The sequence below is a fragment of the Mesoflavibacter sp. genome (genome assembly GCF_964226795.1).
GTDB classification, from domain to species: domain Bacteria; phylum Bacteroidota; class Bacteroidia; order Flavobacteriales; family Flavobacteriaceae; genus Mesoflavibacter; species Mesoflavibacter zeaxanthinifaciens.
In genome coordinates this window covers 134306-153570 of record NZ_CAXQQP010000004.1, presented here as the reverse complement: position 1 = coordinate 153570, position 19265 = coordinate 134306, and the positions used below count along the sequence as shown (strand labels likewise).

15 protein-coding genes are annotated in these 19265 nt (G+C 31.4%); 14 read left to right on the top strand and 1 reads right to left on the bottom strand.

Annotation, left to right across the window (positions count from 1 at the left end; translation table 11 throughout):
* The first annotated feature begins 15 nt into the window (after positions 1 to 15).
* Positions 16 to 2490, top strand: coding sequence for a TonB-dependent receptor domain-containing protein (locus tag ACEQT4_RS02120; protein ID WP_370225782.1), 2475 nt, complete (start codon positions 16 to 18; stop codon positions 2488 to 2490).
* 357 nt (positions 2491 to 2847) lie between these two features.
* Here the strand turns inward: ACEQT4_RS02120 and ACEQT4_RS02115 are convergent, their stop codons facing one another.
* Positions 2848 to 3858, bottom strand: coding sequence for a 3-oxoacyl-ACP synthase III family protein (locus ACEQT4_RS02115; protein WP_106679376.1), 1011 nt, complete (start codon positions 3856 to 3858; stop codon positions 2848 to 2850).
* Positions 3859 to 4026: 168 nt separating this feature from the next.
* Between ACEQT4_RS02115 and ACEQT4_RS02110 the strand changes: the two genes are divergently transcribed.
* The 13 genes from ACEQT4_RS02110 (at position 4027) to ACEQT4_RS02050 (ending at position 19184) form a co-directional block, all read left to right on the top strand.
* On the top strand, positions 4027 to 6429 hold the full coding sequence (locus ACEQT4_RS02110) for an alpha/beta hydrolase family protein (RefSeq protein WP_370225781.1): 2403 nt from the start codon (positions 4027 to 4029) through the stop codon (positions 6427 to 6429).
* A gap of 160 nt (positions 6430 to 6589) precedes the next feature.
* Complete coding sequence (gene htpG / locus ACEQT4_RS02105; protein ID WP_106687186.1) at positions 6590 to 8476, top strand: molecular chaperone HtpG; 1887 nt, start codon at positions 6590 to 6592, stop codon at positions 8474 to 8476.
* 86 nt (positions 8477 to 8562) lie between these two features.
* On the top strand, positions 8563 to 8931 hold the full coding sequence (locus ACEQT4_RS02100) for a PadR family transcriptional regulator (RefSeq protein ID WP_317173460.1): 369 nt from the start codon (positions 8563 to 8565) through the stop codon (positions 8929 to 8931).
* Positions 8928 to 9359, top strand: a complete 432-nt coding sequence (locus tag ACEQT4_RS02095; protein WP_027880111.1) for a hypothetical protein — start codon at positions 8928 to 8930, stop codon at positions 9357 to 9359. The genes ACEQT4_RS02100 and ACEQT4_RS02095 overlap by 4 nt, the downstream gene beginning before the upstream one ends.
* A 24-nt stretch (positions 9360 to 9383) precedes the next feature.
* Complete coding sequence (locus ACEQT4_RS02090; RefSeq protein WP_169558271.1) at positions 9384 to 9557, top strand: hypothetical protein; 174 nt, start codon at positions 9384 to 9386, stop codon at positions 9555 to 9557.
* 100 nt (positions 9558 to 9657) lie between these two features.
* On the top strand, positions 9658 to 10956 hold the full coding sequence (locus ACEQT4_RS02085) for an MFS transporter (RefSeq protein WP_370225779.1): 1299 nt from the start codon (positions 9658 to 9660) through the stop codon (positions 10954 to 10956).
* 113 nt (positions 10957 to 11069) lie between these two features.
* A complete protein-coding gene (locus tag ACEQT4_RS02080) occupies positions 11070 to 11729 on the top strand; it encodes a carboxypeptidase-like regulatory domain-containing protein (protein ID WP_370225778.1) in 660 nt (219 codons plus the stop codon).
* 5 nt (positions 11730 to 11734) lie between these two features.
* Positions 11735 to 12736, top strand: a complete 1002-nt coding sequence (locus ACEQT4_RS02075; protein ID WP_370225777.1) for a transglutaminase domain-containing protein — start codon at positions 11735 to 11737, stop codon at positions 12734 to 12736.
* A 42-nt stretch (positions 12737 to 12778) separates the two neighbouring features.
* Complete coding sequence (locus ACEQT4_RS02070; protein WP_370225775.1) at positions 12779 to 14017, top strand: DEAD/DEAH box helicase; 1239 nt, start codon at positions 12779 to 12781, stop codon at positions 14015 to 14017.
* Positions 14018 to 14034: 17 nt separating this feature from the next.
* Positions 14035 to 15012 (top strand): carboxypeptidase-like regulatory domain-containing protein, encoded by a 978-nt coding sequence (locus ACEQT4_RS02065; RefSeq protein ID WP_370225774.1) that lies wholly within the window; start codon positions 14035 to 14037, stop codon positions 15010 to 15012.
* Between the two features lie 128 nt (positions 15013 to 15140).
* On the top strand, positions 15141 to 17354 hold the full coding sequence (locus tag ACEQT4_RS02060; RefSeq protein ID WP_027880117.1) for a bifunctional (p)ppGpp synthetase/guanosine-3',5'-bis(diphosphate) 3'-pyrophosphohydrolase: 2214 nt from the start codon (positions 15141 to 15143) through the stop codon (positions 17352 to 17354).
* A gap of 94 nt (positions 17355 to 17448) precedes the next feature.
* On the top strand, positions 17449 to 17907 hold the full coding sequence (locus ACEQT4_RS02055; RefSeq protein WP_027880118.1) for a Fur family transcriptional regulator: 459 nt from the start codon (positions 17449 to 17451) through the stop codon (positions 17905 to 17907).
* A gap of 5 nt (positions 17908 to 17912) precedes the next feature.
* On the top strand, positions 17913 to 19184 hold the full coding sequence (locus ACEQT4_RS02050) for an adenylosuccinate synthase (RefSeq protein ID WP_027880119.1): 1272 nt from the start codon (positions 17913 to 17915) through the stop codon (positions 19182 to 19184).
* The last annotated feature ends 81 nt before the right edge of the window (positions 19185 to 19265 follow it).

The window sequence follows — 19265 nt, the reverse complement described above, 5'->3', positions numbered from 1 at the left end:
TCATTACAACCAAAAATGAAAAAACTATTCTCCATTGTTATGCTATTGGTAGCCTTTAGTATACATGCCCAAGACAAAACTTTACCCAAAATCGGAACTGTTACCGGTAAAGTATTAGACGTAAATTTACAACAACCCTTACCATATGTAAATGTCGTTATAAAAGATGTAAATCAAAATATTATAACTGGCGGAATTACAAGTGAAGACGGAAGCTTTAATGTTAATCAAATACCATTAGGCAAAAGCATAGTAAGTATTGAATTTTTAGGTTATAAAACCGAAAGTAAAACTATCGAAATTACTAACAGCAATAAAAACATCAACCTAGGTACTATTAATTTAAGTGAATCTGCTGAAAGTTTAGAAGAAGTAACCGTTGTTGCAGAAACCTCAACCATTCAACAAAAAATAGATAGAAAAGTTATTACCATTGGTAAAGATTTACAAACCGCTGGTGCTAACGCAAGTGATATTATGAATAATATCCCATCTGTTAACGTTGACCAACAAACAGGAAATATTAGCTTACGCGGAAACGAAAACGTGCGTGTTATGGTAGATGGTAAATTATCTAACGTGCCAATTGCTCAATTATTAAAACAAATACCATCTACAGCAATTAAAAGCATCGAGTTAATTACTAATCCTTCGGCAAAATATAACCCAGAAGGAATGAGCGGAATTATTAACATTAAACTTCATAAAAACACCAAATTAGGTTTTAATGGTAATTTAAACATTGGTCTTACTAATGAGGTTTATGCAAAATTTAATAGCTCTATAGACTTAAATTATCGTAACGGAAAATTCAACTTTTACGGTAGTTACGGTAATAACATTGGTAAATATGACAATTTTGGATATATCGACCAATCTAACGACAACTCTAGACAAGATTTTCAATTTTTCAACAATAATAAATCTCATTTATTTAAAGTTGGTGTAGATTATTATTTAAACGATAACAACACATTATCTTTCTTTACCAATCAAAATATTTTTGAAGGCAATGGTGTTGGTACTACCAATTTAAGTTTTCCTGACCAAAATCTATATCAAAGACAAATTTTTGGTAGTGACTCAGAGAATAATTCAGGTCAATACAACTTTGTCTACAAACACCTTTTTAAAGACGAAAACGAAACTTTAGATATTGAAGTAGATTACAACGATTTTACTAATACAGAAGTGGCAGACTTTAACTACATCAATTTTAGTTTTCCGCCAGATTACAATGATTTTGTTGATACAGAAAGAGATCAAACCACAATAAACGTAGATTATGTAAAACCAATAAACGAAGACTCTAAATTAGAAATTGGTGCAGAAGCAAGACTTTTTAATACCGATTTAGGATACAAATCTACTGGTCAAACATTTTCTAGCACTGGTACAATTATACCAACACCAAGCACAGCGTTTGATTATAAAAGAGATATTTTTTCTGCTTACATAACTTTTGGAAAAACTATTAACGAAAAATGGAGCTATCAAGTTGGTGCACGTGCAGAGCAAGTAAAAGTAGAAGCTGAAGCTTTAAACATGTTTACAGATGGGACAACACAAGTGTTACCTTTTACAAATGAATATTTTCAAATATATCCATCTGCATTTTTAACTTATGCTGCTTCAGATAAAAACTCATATCAATTTAGCCTAAGCAGACGTGTTGACAGACCAGGATTACAACAAGTTAACCCAATTAGAGAATGGAGCACACCAAGAGTTTCATCTTTTGGAAATACTGAATTACAACCTCAATTTACCAACTCTGCAGAAGCAAACTATACAAGACAATTAAAAAAAGGAAGCATTACTGCTGGCGTGTTTTACAGAATAATTGAAGATAACATAAATAGATTTGTAGCAATTGACAGAACAAATATTTCTGCCGGTAACTCTATTTTATCTTATGATAATTTTGATAATACATCTGCATACGGTATAGAACTTTCTAGCAACTATAGACCAACAAAATGGTGGAACTTTAACGCGAGTTTTGATTTATATTCTCAGTCTCAAACTGGTATTACAGAATTTATTGATGCTAACGATTTAAGTACAGCAACAGTTGATGATATTGAAACACGTAAAACTGAAGTCGAAAATTTAGTTTGGAACTTTAGAATGTTTAACAACTTTAAAGCTACTAAAAACTTGAGCTTGTCTTTATTTGCTATGTATCGTGGTGAAGAACAAGGCGTTCAGTTTTTAAGAAAACCTATGTATTTTGTTAACACTGGTATACGCTACTCTTTTATGGAAAACAATAGAGCCACTCTAAGCATTAATTACAACGACATATTTAATACAATGAGGTTTGAGTTTGATACCGACACACCTTATCCTTCTACTGGACAATTTAATTGGGAAAGTAACACTTGGAACGTTGCACTATCTTATAGATTTGGTGGTGGAAAATACCGAGCATTACAACGTAAACAACGTGATGACAACGAATCGTCTGGTGGTGGTGGATTTATGTAAAATCTTCTAGAAGTTTAGCAGTTTACTTAATAGTTGATGGTTAGTGTTAAGGTAAATTTGCTAAATAAAGGAAAACCCAAAGCCTGATCGACTTTGGGTTTTCTATTTTAAAAAACTATTTTTTTAAGATATTTTTTTGTTTAACACATCTTCATTGTTAAATAATCGTTAAACATTGATAATCAGAGTAATAAAAACATGATTTAAGCGTCATATAATAAACAAAGCAAACCAAAAGTTTTATATTTATTTGAATTAGTCCTCAACCTATAAAACATAAGTTTAGTTAGTTAAGTTTAGTTATAAAAAAAATCCGAAACGTAAGTTTCGGATTTTTCAGTTATAAAATTATTTTAACTACCATTTAATAATAGCGCTTCCCCAAGTAAATCCGCTTCCAAAAGCAGCTAAGACTACCGTATCACCTTCATTAATTTTTCCTTCTTCCCAAGCTTCACATAAAGCCAAAGGTATAGAAGCTGCAGTTGTGTTACCATAACGCATAATGTTATTAAACACTTTATCATCTGTCAAGCCAAATTTCTTTTGTATAAATTGAGCTATTCTCAAATTAGCTTGATGAGGAATTAACATGTCAATATTTTCCTTTTGAAGATTATTTTTTATCAAGCCTTCCATAATAACTTCGCTAAAACGTACAACTGCATTTTTAAATACAAATTGACCATTCATATGCGGAAAATAACTGTCGTCATTCTCATCATTATCTGCAATTATATCTGTAACCCAGCGTGTTCCCATACCTGGTGCTTTTACCACTAATTCTTCTGCATGTTCACCTTGACTATGTAAATGTGTAGATAATATTCCTTTACTATTATCTTCTTCTCTACTCACTACAACTGCGCCAGCGCCGTCACCAAAAATAACAGAAACACCTCTTCCTCGTGTGGTTTTATCTAATCCGTGAGAATGTAACTCGCTACCTATTACAAGTATGTTTTTATACATACCCGTTTTTATAAAATTATCTGCAACAGATAATGCATAAATAAATCCAGAACATTGATTACGTACATCTAATGCACCAACAGTTTTTATATCTAAAGCATGTTGTACTTGCACACCTGGACCAGGAAAATACATATCAGGACTTAAAGTTGCAAAAATGATAAAATCTATATCGTCTTTATCTAAACCAGAGCGTTCTATAGCTTGTTTTGCTGCTTTTACACCCATTGTAGCTGTAGTATCATCGCTACCTTCTACGACCCAACGTCGCTCTTTAATACCTGTGCGCTCTGTTATCCACTCGTCGCTAGTATCCATTATTTTGGACAAATCTTGGTTAGTCACCACATTATCTGGCACATACTTACCAATTCCAATAATTTTTGAGTTGTACATATACTTAATATTTATGGTACAAATTTAAAGTATTTCAAGAAATTATAATTAAAATAACCTATAATTAACCATTTTTACCAATAAGTCTTTCACACAAGTTTAACAAATCGTTTTAAGTCATAAATTTCATTTTTAGGTATCTTGAAGTCCTAATTAATTTCAAATAAAATGGCAAAATCATTAATTAAACTACTACTTATTTTTGTGTGTCTAAACGGATATGCACAACAAAACTTAACGTATCAAAAACCTTCTAAAGAAATTTTAGAACTAGCAGATGCAGACCTTGCTCCTGGTGTACAAATAGATAGCAAAGGAGAGCACATGGTACTGTTATATCGTAACCAATATAAATCTATTGAAGAACTCTCTGAAACCGAACTAAGATTAGCTGGTTTAAGAATTAATCCTGTTACTAACATTGGTAGTCGTACCAATTACTATACAAATTTAAAAGTTAAACAAGTTAAAGACAAAGAGGCTAAACAAGTTAAAGGCTTACCAGACAATGCGCGTTTATCTAATTTTAGTTGGTCTCCTGACGAAAGTCTTATAGCTTGCTTAAATACAACACCTAAAGGAGTTGAAGTTTGGATTGTAAATATAGAAAACGCTAATGCATATAAAATTTCTAACGCCAATGTTAACGCTAATATGAGAAGTACAATTAATTGGTTTAAAGATAATGAACACCTTCTTGTAAAAATGCTTCCAAACGACCGAAAAGAGCTTATAAATACTGCTACAGCTGTTCCTTCTGGTCCAACCGTTTCTGTTAGTGATGGTGCAAAAGCACAAAACAGAACTTATCAAGACCTACTAAAAACACCTAATGACGAGTTTAACTTTGAACAATTAGCGCGTTCTGAAATTAAAAAACTATCCATAAATGGAGAGATTACAGATTTTTTAGATGCAGATATGTATCGAGGTATAAGTTTTTCTCCTGATGGAAATTATATAATGGTCACAAAAATTAAACGTCCATTCTCTTATTTAGTAACTTATTCTAGATTTCCAAGCGAAAGCAACATATACGATGTTAACGGTAAATTTGTAAAAACAGTAAACAATGTTCCGTTAGACGAAGTAAGACCAAAAGGTTTTATGGCTACAAGAACAGGGAAACGCAGTATGCAATGGAGAAGCGACAAACCCGCTACAATAGTTTGGGCAGAAGCATTAGACAAAGGTGATCCTGAAGTAAAAGTAGACTACAGAGATGTAGTGTATCAATTAGATGCGCCTTTTAATGGTCAACCAAAAGAAATACTTAAAACAAAACAACGCTTTTCTGGTATTAGATGGGGTAATGATAATATTGCTATTGCTTTTGATTATTGGTGGAACACCAGGAACTTAAAAACTTACTTATTTAATCCTAGTACAGCTGAAGCTAAAATAATTTCTGATAGAAATTATCAAGATGTATACAGTGATCCAGGAGATTTTGTGTCTTCAAAAAACAAATATGGTAGCTACACATTAACCATTAACGGAGACAATCTTTATCTAATGGGCGATGGTTATTCTAAAGAAGGACAATTTCCTTTTATAGACGAGTACAATATTAAGACTGGTAAAACAAAACGCTTATATAAATCTAAATACACAGATAAATTAGAAAGTTTAAACTTTGCAATTGATATGAAAAAAGGAGACATCCTTGTTCGTATAGAGTCTAAAACAGATTACCCTAATTATTACATTAGAAATATTAAAAAGAATAAACTTACAGCAATTACAGATTTTGATAATCCTTTTAAAAGTTTAGAAAGCGTAGATAAGCGCGTTATTAATTATAAGCGTAATGATGGCTTAGATTTAGAAGGTACATTATACCTGCCATTAGATTACAAAGAAGGAGAAAAATACCCAATGATTTTATGGGCTTATCCAAGAGAGTATAAAGATAAAGCAAGTGCATCCCAAAGTACAGCAAATCCTAACGAGTTTGTTTACCCATATTGGGGATCACCTATTTATTGGGTTACTAAAGGTTATGTTGTATTAGACGATGCTGCTTTCCCAATTGTTGGAGAAGGCAACAAAGAACCAAACGACACATTTATAACACAACTTGTAGCTAACGCAAAAGCTGCAATAGATGCTGTAGATAATCTTGGTTATATAGACCCTAACAAAGTTGCTGTTGGCGGACATAGTTATGGTGCATTTATGACAGCAAATTTACTATCTCATTCTAACCTTTTTGCTGCAGGAATTGCAAGAAGTGGTGCTTATAACAGAACATTGACACCTTTTGGTTTTCAAAGTGAAGAGCGTAGCTATTGGGAAGCGCCAGAAATATACAACACAATGTCTCCTTTTATGAATGCCGATAAAATGAAAACACCATTATTACTAATTCATGGTGTTGCAGATAACAATTCTGGTACCTATCCTTTACAAAGCGAACGTTACTTTAATGCCTTAAAAGGATTAGGCGCACCTGTAAGATTGGTAATGTTACCTAAAGAAAGTCATGGTTATAGAGCTAAAGAATCTATTATGCACATGCTTTGGGAACAAGATCAATGGTTAGAAAAACATGTAAAAAACAAAAAATAACATTACAACATAATTACAAAAAACCGTTTAATTAAATTAAACGGTTTTTTTATGTCATATTGTCACACAACCTTAATTGGCATTTTTGTTGTCTAATACAACATGTATAAATAATAATATTTTTTCGCTTTCGCGGAAACTAAACATAAAACAAAATATTATGGCAAAAGGAAATATTAACGTTTCGGTAGAAAACATTTTCCCTTTAATTAAAAAATTCTTGTACAGCGATCACGAAATCTTTTTACGTGAGCTTATTAGTAACGCAACAGATGCTACGCTTAAATTAAAACATTTAACAAGCATTGGTGAAGCTAAAACCGAATATGGTAATCCTATTATCGAAGTAAAAATTGATAAAGAAGGAAAAAAATTACACATCATTGATCAAGGTTTAGGTATGACTGCCGAAGAGGTAGAAAAATACATTAACCAAGTTGCTTTTTCTGGTGCCGAAGAGTTTTTAGACAAATACAAAGACAGCGCTAAGGATAGCGGAATTATCGGTCACTTCGGACTAGGTTTTTACTCGGCTTTTATGGTGGCAGATAAAGTTGAAATTATCACAAAATCTTTTAAAGACGAGCCTGCAGCACATTGGATTTGCGATGGTAGTCCAGAATTCACTTTAGAAGAAGCCGATAAAACTGAAAGAGGTACAGAAATTATTCTTCATATTTCTGAAGGTGAAGAAGAATTTTTAGAAGACAGTAAAATTAGAGAGCTTTTAGTGAAGTATAACAAGTTTATGCCAATACCAATTAAATTTGGTACTAAAACTGAAACTTTACCAAAACCAGAAGATGCTAAAGAAGACGATCCTGCTCCTACAAAAGAAGTAGATAACATTATAAACAACCCAAATCCTGCTTGGACCAAACAACCAACCGAGTTAGAAGAAGACGACTATAAAAACTTCTATCGTGAGTTGTATCCAATGCAGTTTGAAGAGCCTCTTTTCAACATTCATCTTAATGTAGATTATCCATTTAACTTAACAGGAATCTTGTATTTCCCTAAGTTATCTAACGATATGCAAATACAAAAGGATAAAATTCAACTATATCAAAATCAAGTATTTGTAACAGATAATGTAGAAGGTATTGTACCAGAATTTTTAACCATGCTACGTGGTGTTATAGATAGTCCAGACATTCCTTTAAACGTGTCTCGTTCTTACTTACAAGCAGATGGCGCAGTTAAAAAAATTAGCTCTTACATTACACGTAAAGTTGCCGATAAATTAAAGTCGTTATTTAATAGTAACCGTGAAGATTTTGAAGCAAAATGGAATGACATTAAAATTGTTATTGAATACGGAATGTTGTCTGAAGAAAAATTCTTCGAAAAAGCAGAAGCTTTTGCCTTATACCCAACTGTAGACGGTAAGTATTATACTTATGACGAGCTTTACAATGCAATAAAAGCAAAACAAACCGATAAAGACGATAAGTTAATTATCCTTTATGCTAGTAATCAAGATGAGCAACACAGTTACATTGAAGCTGCTAAGGACAAAGGTTACGAAGTCCTTTTATTAGATAGTCCTATTGTTTCGCATTTAATGCAAAAATTAGAAGGTTCTAAAGAAAATATCTCATTTGCTCGTGTAGATGCAGATCATATTGATAAGTTAATTCAGAAAGAAGAAAACACAATTTCTAAATTAGACGAAGACCAACAAAAACAGCTGGACGAGTTGTTGAAAGAAGTGATTCCTTCAGAAAAATTTATGGTGCAATTAGAAGCTATGGATAGCAACGCAACACCATTTATGATCACACAACCAGAATTTATGCGTCGTATGAAAGAGATGCAACAAACTGGTGGCGGCGGTATGTTTGGTATGGGCAATATGCCAGAAATGTATAATTTAATTGTAAACACTAATCACAATTTAATTAGCGACATTTTAAATACCGAAACAAAAGAGGATAAAGAACGCTTAATAAATCAAAGTTTAGATTTAGCACGTTTATCGCAAGGACTTTTAAAAGGAAAAGAACTTAGCGACTTTATAAAACGTAGCTACGATATGATAAAATAATTATTTCTGCTTTTGCAGAAGATTTTAAACCACTTCTTAACCGAAGTGGTTTTTTTATTTTTAAAAATTAAATACATTTTATTAAAATGTATTTAAAAAATATGTATATTAGCAACATGTATAGCAAAGAACTCACAAAAGGAACACTTAAACCTATCATTTTAAAGCTTTTAAGCCAAAGCGATAAAATGTATGGTTATGAGATTACACAAAAAGTAAAAGACATTACCAAGGGAAAAATAGATATTTCTGAAGGCGCATTATATCCTATTTTACACAAATTAGAAAAGGATAATGTACTAACTACAGAAAAGGTATTTATTGGCAAACGTGTAAGAAAATATTATTCGGTAACTAATAGCGGTAAACAAGTTATTGCCGAGCAAACCAATCAAATCAATGATTTTATAAACACATTATCATTAATTTTTAATCCTAAACCAACATTAAAATGATACTTACAGAACAACAAATTAACTATATAGATAAAAATTTACAGTTGTATGGATTAAAAAACCAAACACTTAAAGAAGATATTTTAGACCATATCTGTACGTATATTGAAAATACAGAAGAAACCAACTTTGATATTGCCTATCAAAATGCAATTAATCAATTTGGTGGTTATCTAAATATCAATCAATTACAAAAAGAAACCAATGCACAATTATATTTTAAATCGGCTAAAAACCGAACTAAGTTTTTGTTTATTATTGGTTTTATTACAGCGGTTTTAATTTCAGTAGGAAGTATTTTCAAAATAATGCATTTTCCGTTTGCGGGCATCATTATGGTATCGGGCTTTGCTGTTCTAATTTTCATCACATTACCTTTATTTTTCTACACAAAATATAAAGACACCATTTTAAAATATCAATCTTAATATTAATTATAAATCAATCAAAAAATGAAAAAATCAGTTTATGTTTTAGGCTTTATCGCCTTGTTTATTTTAAGTACAGGACTTATGTTTAAAAGTATGCATTGGCCTTTTGCTGGTATCATTACCGTAGTTGGATTTGTCCTTTTCAACTTTATGTTCTTACCAACACTTTTTTATAGATTATATAAAAGCAATTAAAATAAAAGCCACTTTAAAACAAGTGGCTTTTTCATTTAGGAAATTTCTAACATAATATCATTTAAAATAATGTAATTTAGAGGACAAACCAACCTATTTCATGTTAGAAAAACTCTACAAGTTTTTAAATAACGAAAAAGAAAAACGAACCTGTAAAGATATTACTGAGGACGCTTGCAAAAACGTCCCAAAAAATTACTTCATTATTTTACTAAGTAATGTATTTACCAAGCTTGGTGATACACTTAGTAATCCTAAAACTGTACTTACTTGGTTAATGAGTTATGTTAACGCTCCTGTTTTTTTAATAAGCTTAATTGTACCTATTAGAGAATCTGGATCTATGGTACCGCAAATATTTATTGCTTCTTATATTAACAAACATTCTACAAGAAAATGGTTTTGGGTTATTGGTGCATTAATCCAGTTTTTAGCAATTGCTTCTATTGGAATTATCGTATTAAATTTTAAAAATGAAACTGCTGGATATTTAATTATACTTGCAGTAATTGTTTTTAGTTTGGCTAGAAGTTTAAGCTCTTTAACATCTAAAGATATTATTGGTAAAACCATACCCAAAACACGAAGAGGACGACTAAAAGGTTACACTGTTTCTGTTTCCGGCGTTTTAGTTCTAGCTGCTGGTTTGCTTATTATGTACAAATCCAAAAGCAATGCAACCATAGATTTTTACAGTTATTTAATCTTTTTTGCTGCTCTAACTTGGTTAATTTCTGCTATTATTTATTCTAGAATTAAAGAATTTCCTAATGATGTAGACGAAGATTCTAAAGACAAATCTAATTTTATATCAAAACTAAAACTTTTAAAAACAGACACTAATTTTAGAAATTTTGTGATTGCTAGATCACTACTTCTGTGCTCTGCTTTAACTGCTCCGTATTACGTAATTTTAGCACAAAAGTACGTTGGTAAAGAAAGTTATTTATTAGGCTTATTTATTATCGCAAAAGGTATTGCATCAATAATCAGCTCGCCTTTTTGGGGAAAATTAGCCGATAAATCAAGTAAAAATGTAATGGCTATTGCTGTTTTAATTGCTTCAGTTTTAGGAATAATAATATTTATAATTATTAGTTATTTTGAAACGATTAGAACAATAAACTGGATTTATCCTCTATCCTTTTTTATATTAGGTATTGCTCATGGCGGCGTTAGATTAGGCAGAAAAACATATATTGTAGATATGGCTAAAGGCAACCAAAGAACAGATTATGTTTCGGTTAGCAATACAATAATTGGCTTAATTTTATTGGTAACTGGCGGATTAAGCGCACTTGTGTCTTTACTTTCTATAGAAATTGTGATTCTAATTCTATCTATTTTTGGGTTAATTGGTGCTTACAGAAGTTACTTACTTCCTAACGTAGAAAAATAAACCGCTAAACAAAAACTCTTGTTTACTAAACCAAACGTACGGTTTACTCAATATTCATTTTAAAAAGCGTGTTATAAAAGTAAGTTTGATGTATAACATTAAAACTTATTATTATGAACAATGCCATTAAACTAAACATCAAATCTCCTTGTAATGAAAATTTCAACCAATTTAAACCAACTGCAAAAGGCGGATTTTGCGCTACGTGCACCAAAGAAGTTATTGATTTTTCTAAAATGAATTCTCAAGAAATTATTAACTATTTTAACACTAAAAACACAGCAAATACTTGCGGAAGATTTAAAAGCGAACAATTAACTACATATCAAATTCCTATAAAACGAAGTAAATTAAGTTGGTTAACTGGTATTGGATTAGCGTGTTTATCTTTTTTCACATTTGGAACAACTAACGCACAAGTAAAAACTACTGAAAACAAAACGATTGAAAGCACTTCTGCAAAAGACAACTTAACCATAAAAGGTACAATTTCAGACCAAGATGGTTTACCACTTCCGTCTGCAACTATTTTACTTGAAGGTACTTCTATTGGGACAACAACAGACTTTGATGGTAATTTTGAGTTTCCTCAACCATTAAAAAAAGGTGATATTTTACAAATAAGCTACGTTGGTTACGAGCCTAAAAAAGTGGTAATAGACGGAAAAGTCAAAGCCCAAACTATTCAATTAAATATCAATATGGATGTTGGTTCTGTAATAATGATGGGAAAAGTATCTTCAAAAAAATTATACAAATCTAAAAAGGATTAATAGCTATGAGAAATGTACTTACTATCATTTCTGTTTTAATCTTAAATGTTGCTTTTGCGCAAGTTTCAGATTTTAAATCTATTGATTTTACTGTTGCAGATAATGTTGCAAAACTCAACATTGGTAAAAACTTAGATAATTTACCACTACTTGCGCATGAGCTAACTTATAAATTAGATACAGATGTAGAAAAATTTAGAGCAATTTACACTTGGGTTAGTACCAATATAAAAGGCGATTTAACTGTAAGCGATAAAGTGTTACACAAAAGAAAAAAACATAAAAATGATAGTTTGAGCTACACACAATGGAATAACGATTACTTAAAAAAAGCCTTTAAAAAACTATTTAAACACAAAAAAACAATGTGCACAGGTTACGCTTATTTAATAAAGCAACTTTGCTTTTTTGCAAATATTGATTGCGAAATTATTAATGGCTACGGTAGAAGTTTTGACGCAAATGTAGAAAGTTTAGAGCTTGTCAACCATTCTTGGAATGCAGTAAAACTTAACAACAAATGGTATTTATGCGATGCTACTTGGTCTAGCGGTTATTTTTTAGGTAATATTTTTATTAAAGACTATAATGATGGATATTTTTTAACCGAGCCTATATTATTTTCCAAAAATCACATTCCTAAAGATAAAAAATGGCTCCTTAACAACACTTTAATTGATAGTGAATACTCAGCTTCTCCGCTAGTTTATAGTGAAACTTTTAAACACAAAACACTTCCTATTAGTCCTCAAAACATGCATGTAAAATTAAAAAAAGGAGAGCATCTAAATTTCAGTTTTAAAACTTTAGAATCTATTGATATTGATAAAGTTTCCTTAGTGCAGTTTGTTGGAATTAATCCTGTAAACTTTGAAATAAACAACCTAAAAGAAGACCACGGAATGGTTTCATTTTCAACCACATTTAAGCACAAAGGGTTTTACGATGTGCATTTAGCTATTGGTGATGATGTTGTTGCAACCTATACTGTAAAGGTCACTAAATAATCGTAAATAATTTAGCTACCTTTGTAGCAAATATTTAGCTTAATGTCATTTAAAGACTTACAATTAAACAAACCTTTACGTCGTGCAGTTGCAGATGCTGGTTACGACAACCCAACTTTGGTGCAAGAAAAAGCAATACCTGCTATTTTAGATAAAAAAGACGTTGTTGTTTCTGCGCAAACAGGTACTGGTAAAACAGCTGCATTTGCATTACCAATTTTACAATTACTTTTTGATCAACAAGACGCACCAAAACGCGGTAAAAAAATTAAAGCGCTTATTGTAAGTCCTACACGCGAATTAGCTGTACAAATCGCAAAAAACTTCGAGACCTACTCTACTTATACCAACCTAAGAACAACTGTGGTTTTTGGTGGTACATCGGTAGAGCCTCAAAAAGATATACTAAAAAAAGGCGTAGATATTTTAATTGCTACACCAGGTAGATTGTTAGATTTACACAAGCAAACAGCTTTACATTTAGATCAAGTTGAAGTTTTGGTTTTAGATGAAGCCGATTTAATGCTAGACATGGGATTTATTGATGATGTAAGAAAAATTGAACGCCTATGTCCTACCGAAAAACAAACACTTTTATTTTCAGCAACAATACCTCATAAAGTTGAAGATTTAGCAAAAACCATTTTAAATAATCCAGAACGTATACTTGTTGCACCTAACGCTTCAACTTCAAAAAAGTTAGAACAATTATTATACTACGTACCAAAACGCAACAAAATAGAACTGTGTTTACACTTACTGCGTAACACTATAAAAGGACACATTATCATATTTAGACGTACCAAATTTGGTGTTAGTAAATTAGAACAAACGCTACTAAAAAACGGTTATAAAGTAGATAGTATACATGGTGACAAAAGTCAAAGTGCAAGACAGGAAGCGCTAAATAAATTCACTAAAAAAGAAGTTAACATTTTAATAGCTACAGATGTTGCTGCACGTGGTATAGATATAGACAGTTTGGATGCAGTAATCAATTTTGATTTACCAAATATACCAGAAACATATGTACATAGAATTGGTCGTACAGCACGTGCTGGACAAACTGGTGTAGCTTATTCATTTTGTAGTGCAGACGAAAAATCTTATATTAAAACCATCCAACAATTAATTAGTTTACAACTTGACGTTATAGATGATCATCCATATCCTTTAGACCCAAAAGCAAAACCTATAGTGCATACGTCTAATAAAAAAAGTAAGCACAAAAAAGGACGAAAAGGAAAAGGTAGTAAACAAAAGAAAAAACGCTGGTATTAAAATAGAATTCTTTTTAGATGAAATACTTATCATTTTTAATTGGCATAATTTCAATACAATTAGGCTTTAGCCAAACCTTTGTAAAAGACAGTTTAAACAATCAACCTGTATCTTTTGCAACCATAGATTTTGGTAATGGTTACGGAACATTTGCAGACGAAGAAGGCAAATTTTATTACAGCGAAAAACTTTATAAAGGTATTGACACTTTAATAATTTCGGCTTTAGGATATAAGAAGAAAAAAATTGCTACTAACAAACTAACAGACACCATTAAATTGCCTCACGAGGCGTCAATGTTAGAAGAAGTTATAGTCACAGCGAAACCCAAAGGGAAATTTAAAATAATAACTATAAAACCTAATGGTCACGAAGATTATTTTAAATGCTGGTTACCAACAATAGAAAGTGAAATTGCTGTATATTTCCCAAATAATTCGCCAAACACAAAACGAATTTCAAAACTTTTACTTCCTATAAAAACCGAAGCAAAAAATTGGGACAAACGCCATAAAGACAAACACGAAAAAAGACCATTTTCAACACTTTTTAGAGTTCATTTTTATGAAAATAATGAAGGTTTGCCAGGCGATGTTTTAACTTATGAAAAGATTTTATTCATAGCCAATCAAGATACAGATCCTATTTTTGAATTAGACGTTACCGGAAGCAACATAATAATTCCCAAAAATGGTATTTTCGTATCTATCCAAGTATTAGGATATACCGATAAAGACGGAAAATTATTACCCAACAAAAAATATAAAGAAGTCGAAACAAAACGAGGTATTGTTAGAGTTTCTACAACATTTAGACCTTTATTACCATTTACAGACAAGATTGCTAGCAAACAAACCTTTGTAAAACGAATCTTTCATAATAACGGAAAATGGGTGTTATTCGACTTAAAAAACATTAATAATTCTAACCTTTTAAAAGCTGGTTTAAACAACTACGGAATGGGATTAGAAGTAGAAGTTTATAAAGAAAAATAAAACTTCATTTTTTTTACTAGGATAAAGCTATTTAGTTTCAATTAAAATTACACGATTACAGCTTGTACATTAACAATTTTGTAGTATTTTTAATATTCATTCATTTAATAATATAAGGCTATAGTTATATGACAGAGGTTGATATTGAAAAAGAAAATGCAGCAATTGCCAAAGCCTACAAAGAGCTTTTAAAAGTTAGCTACCGCACACTTTCTAAAGAAGACAAACAACTAATTAGAAAAGCTTTTAATGTTGCTGTAGAAGCACATAGCGATCAACGCCGTAAAAGTGGAGAAGCTTACATCTTTCATCCTATTGCTGTTGCAAAAATTGTAGCGCAAGAAATTGGTCTAGACGCTACATCTATCGCTGCAGCTTTACTTCATGATGTCGTAGAAGATAACGAAAACTATAGCATAAAAGATATAGAAAATCTGTTTGGAGAAACAGTTGCTAGAATTGTTGATGGATTAACCAAAATTTCGTCTTTAAAAAAAGACATGAATGTTTCTCTACAAGCAGAAAATTTTAGAAAAATGTTACTTACTCTTAATGATGATGTTAGGGTAATTATCATAAAAATTGCAGACCGTTTGCATAATATGCAAACTATGGACTCTATGCGTCCAGACAAGCAAGAAAAAATTGCTAGCGAAACACTTTACATTTATGCACCTCTAGCGCATAGAATTGGACTTTATAACATCAAAACAGAACTTGAAGACCTTGGCTTAAAGTATACAGAACCAGAAGTATACAACAGCATCTTATTAAAGATGAAAGAAAGCAAAGAAGAGCAAGATGCATACATAAACGAATTTAGTGATCTATTAAAAAAATCTTTAGATAAAGAAGGTTTAAACTATATTATAAAAGGTCGACCTAAATCTATTTTTTCAATAAAGAAAAAAATGGATAAACAAGGTGTTTCTTTTGACGAGGTTTATGACAAATTTGCCATAAGAATAATCTATAAATCAGACCGTGATAACGAAAAATTCTTAGCTTGGAAAATATACTCTATTGTAACAGATCACTTTAGACCAAACCCAACACGCTTACGCGATTGGATATCTTCACCAAAATCTACAGGATACGAAGCCTTACACATAACCGTTGTTGGACCAAAAAGCAGATGGGTAGAAGTACAAATTCGTAGTGAACGTATGAACGAAATAGCCGAAAAAGGTTACGCCGCTCATTACAAATACAAAAACGTAGATGATAACGACGATAATCTTGATATGTGGATTAACCGTCTACAAGATGCTTTAGAAAACGCGTCTACAAATGCAGTAGACTTTGTAGAACAATTCAAACTAAACCTATACTCTAAAGAAATATTTGTTTTTACACCTAAAGGCGAATTAAAATCACTTCCTAAAGGCGCAACACCTTTAGACTTTGCTTTTAGCATTCACACCGAAGTAGGTAGCAAAACAAGAGGCGCAAAAGTTAACGGAAAATTAGTCCCACTAAGCCACGTTTTAAACAGTGGTGATCGTGTAGAAATTATCACTTCAGAAAATGCTAAACCAAATCCAAACTGGCTAGATTACGCTACTACAGGTAAAGCAAGAAGTAAAATTAAATCACTTCTAAAAGAAGACACTAAGATAATTGGTGAAGAAGGTAAAGAAATTTTAAGAAGAAAATTAAAACAACTTAAAATTGAGCTAAACGAAAAATCGGTTAACGAAATGGTTAATCATTTTAAACTAAAAACAAGTTTAGACCTTTTTTATCGCGTTGGTACAGGAAACATAGATAGTAAAGCATTAAAAGAATATGCTGCATCACGTAGTAATGCTTTAGTTAGTTTTATAAAAAATAAAATTAACAGAAAGCAAACCGTTAATCAAGAAGACATTAATAAAGACGAAATCACACACAAATATGATTTATTAGTCTTTGGTAAAGAAGAAGAAAAACTTGATTACAAATTTGCAAACTGCTGCAATCCTATTCCTGGCGATCCTGTTTTTGGTTTTGTAACCATAAACGATGGTATTAAAGTACACAAAAAATCATGTCCTAACGCTGTTAGTCTTCAAGCTAATTATGCATATAGAATTATGCAAGCCAAGTGGATAGACTCTTCTCAACGCGAATTTGCAGCTCAAATAAAGCTTTCAGGAATCGATAATTTAGGATTAGTTAACGAGATTACTAAAGTCATTTCATCAAACATGCACGTTAATATGAAAAGCATTAACTTTAGTAGTGATGATGGCGTGTTTTCAGGAAAAATAAATGTAGTGGTTCGTAACAATACACTGCTAAAAAAGTTAATGGAAAACCTAAAAAAAATTAACGGTATAGATAAGGTATCAAGAATTTAATCTTCAAGTTGTTAATAACTATTAATAACACATCTTTTAATCCAACAAAAAATAGCATTTAACCACAAAAAAAATGTAAATTTGTCGGATAATTATGAGTGCAAATACGGACATAAAAAATCAAGAAATCGTTAAAAATGTGTTTACAGCTTTTTTAGAAGAAAAAGGGCACCGTAAAACACCAGAACGTTATGCTATACTTCAAGAAATATATTCTAGTAATGAGCATTTTGATATCGAATCTTTATATCTAAATATGAAGAACAAAAAATATCGTGTTAGTCGTGCAACACTTTACAATACTATAGATCTTTTATTAGATTGTGGTTTGGTTAGAAAACATCAGTTTGGAAAAAATCAAGCACACTACGAAAAATCATATTTTGATAAACAACACGACCACGTTATTTTACAAGACACAGGAGAAGTTATAGAATTTTGCGATCCACGCATTCAAGCAATCAAAAAAACCATAGAAGAAGTGTTTGATATAGAAATTAATAAACACTCTTTATACTTTTACGGTAACCGAAAAAAATCACAAAACAACTAAATATAATGGCAGTAGATTTACTACTTGGTTTACAATGGGGCGACGAAGGCAAAGGAAAAATTGTTGACGTTTTAACCTCTAAATATAATATTATTGCGCGTTTTCAAGGAGGACCAAACGCTGGTCACACATTAGTATTTAATGGTAAAAAGCACGTATTACACACAATCCCTTCAGGTATATTTCATGAAAACGCAACTAACCTAGTTGGTAACGGTGTTGTAATAGATCCTGTTATTTTTAAAAAGGAATTGGACAAGTTAGCAGAGCAAGACGTAGATTATAAAAAGTCATTATTAATTTCGCGTAAAGCGCACATCATTTTACCTACGCATCGCTTACTAGATGCCGCTAGTGAAGCTTCTAAAGGAAAAGCAAAAATAGGTTCTACTTTAAAAGGAATTGGACCAACTTACATGGATAAAACAGGTCGTAATGGTTTACGTGTAGGAGACTTAGAATTAGATAATTGGCAAGAAAAGTACCGTAGTTTAGCAGACAAGCACGAATCTATGATAGATTTTTACGACGCTAAAATAGAATACGATTTAAAAGAATTAGAAAACGAGTTTTTTGAAGCTGTAAACGTTTTAAAAAGCTTAACATTTATAGATTCTGAAGAGTACGTTTTTCAAGCTCAAAAATCTGGGAAAAGTATTTTAGCAGAAGGTGCTCAAGGATCATTATTAGATATCGATTTTGGAACATATCCATTTGTAACCTCAAGTAATACCACTGCTGCAGGTGCTTGTACTGGATTAGGTGTAGCTCCAAACAAAATAAAAGAAGTATTTGGTATATTTAAAGCATACACAACACGTGTTGGTTCTGGACCTTTCCCAACAGAATTGTTTGACGAAGACGGCGCAACTATGGCTCGCGTTGGACATGAATTTGGAGCCACTACAGGTAGACCAAGACGTTGTGGTTGGTTAGACCTAGTAGCATTAAAATATGCTTGTCAAGTTAATGGCGTTACACAATTAATGATGATGAAAGCAGATGTTTTATCTGGTTTTAAAACTTTAAAAGTAGCTACAGCATATAAATATAAAGGTGAAGAGATTAAGCATTTACCATACAATATCGAACCTGAAAATGTAGAACCAGTTTACACAGAGTTTAAAGGTTGGGCAGAAGATTTAACTGAGATGTCTGAAGCTTCTACATTACCAAAAGAACTTAATGAATACATCGCATTTTTAGAAAAAGAATTAGAAATTCCTATTACAATAGTTTCTGTTGGACCAGACAGAAAACAAACTATTTTTAGATAAAAATTTCTTTTAAAAAAGATTTAAAAACCTGCTAACAATTTAATTAGCAGGTTTTTCAGTCTTAAATAAATACTAATTGAT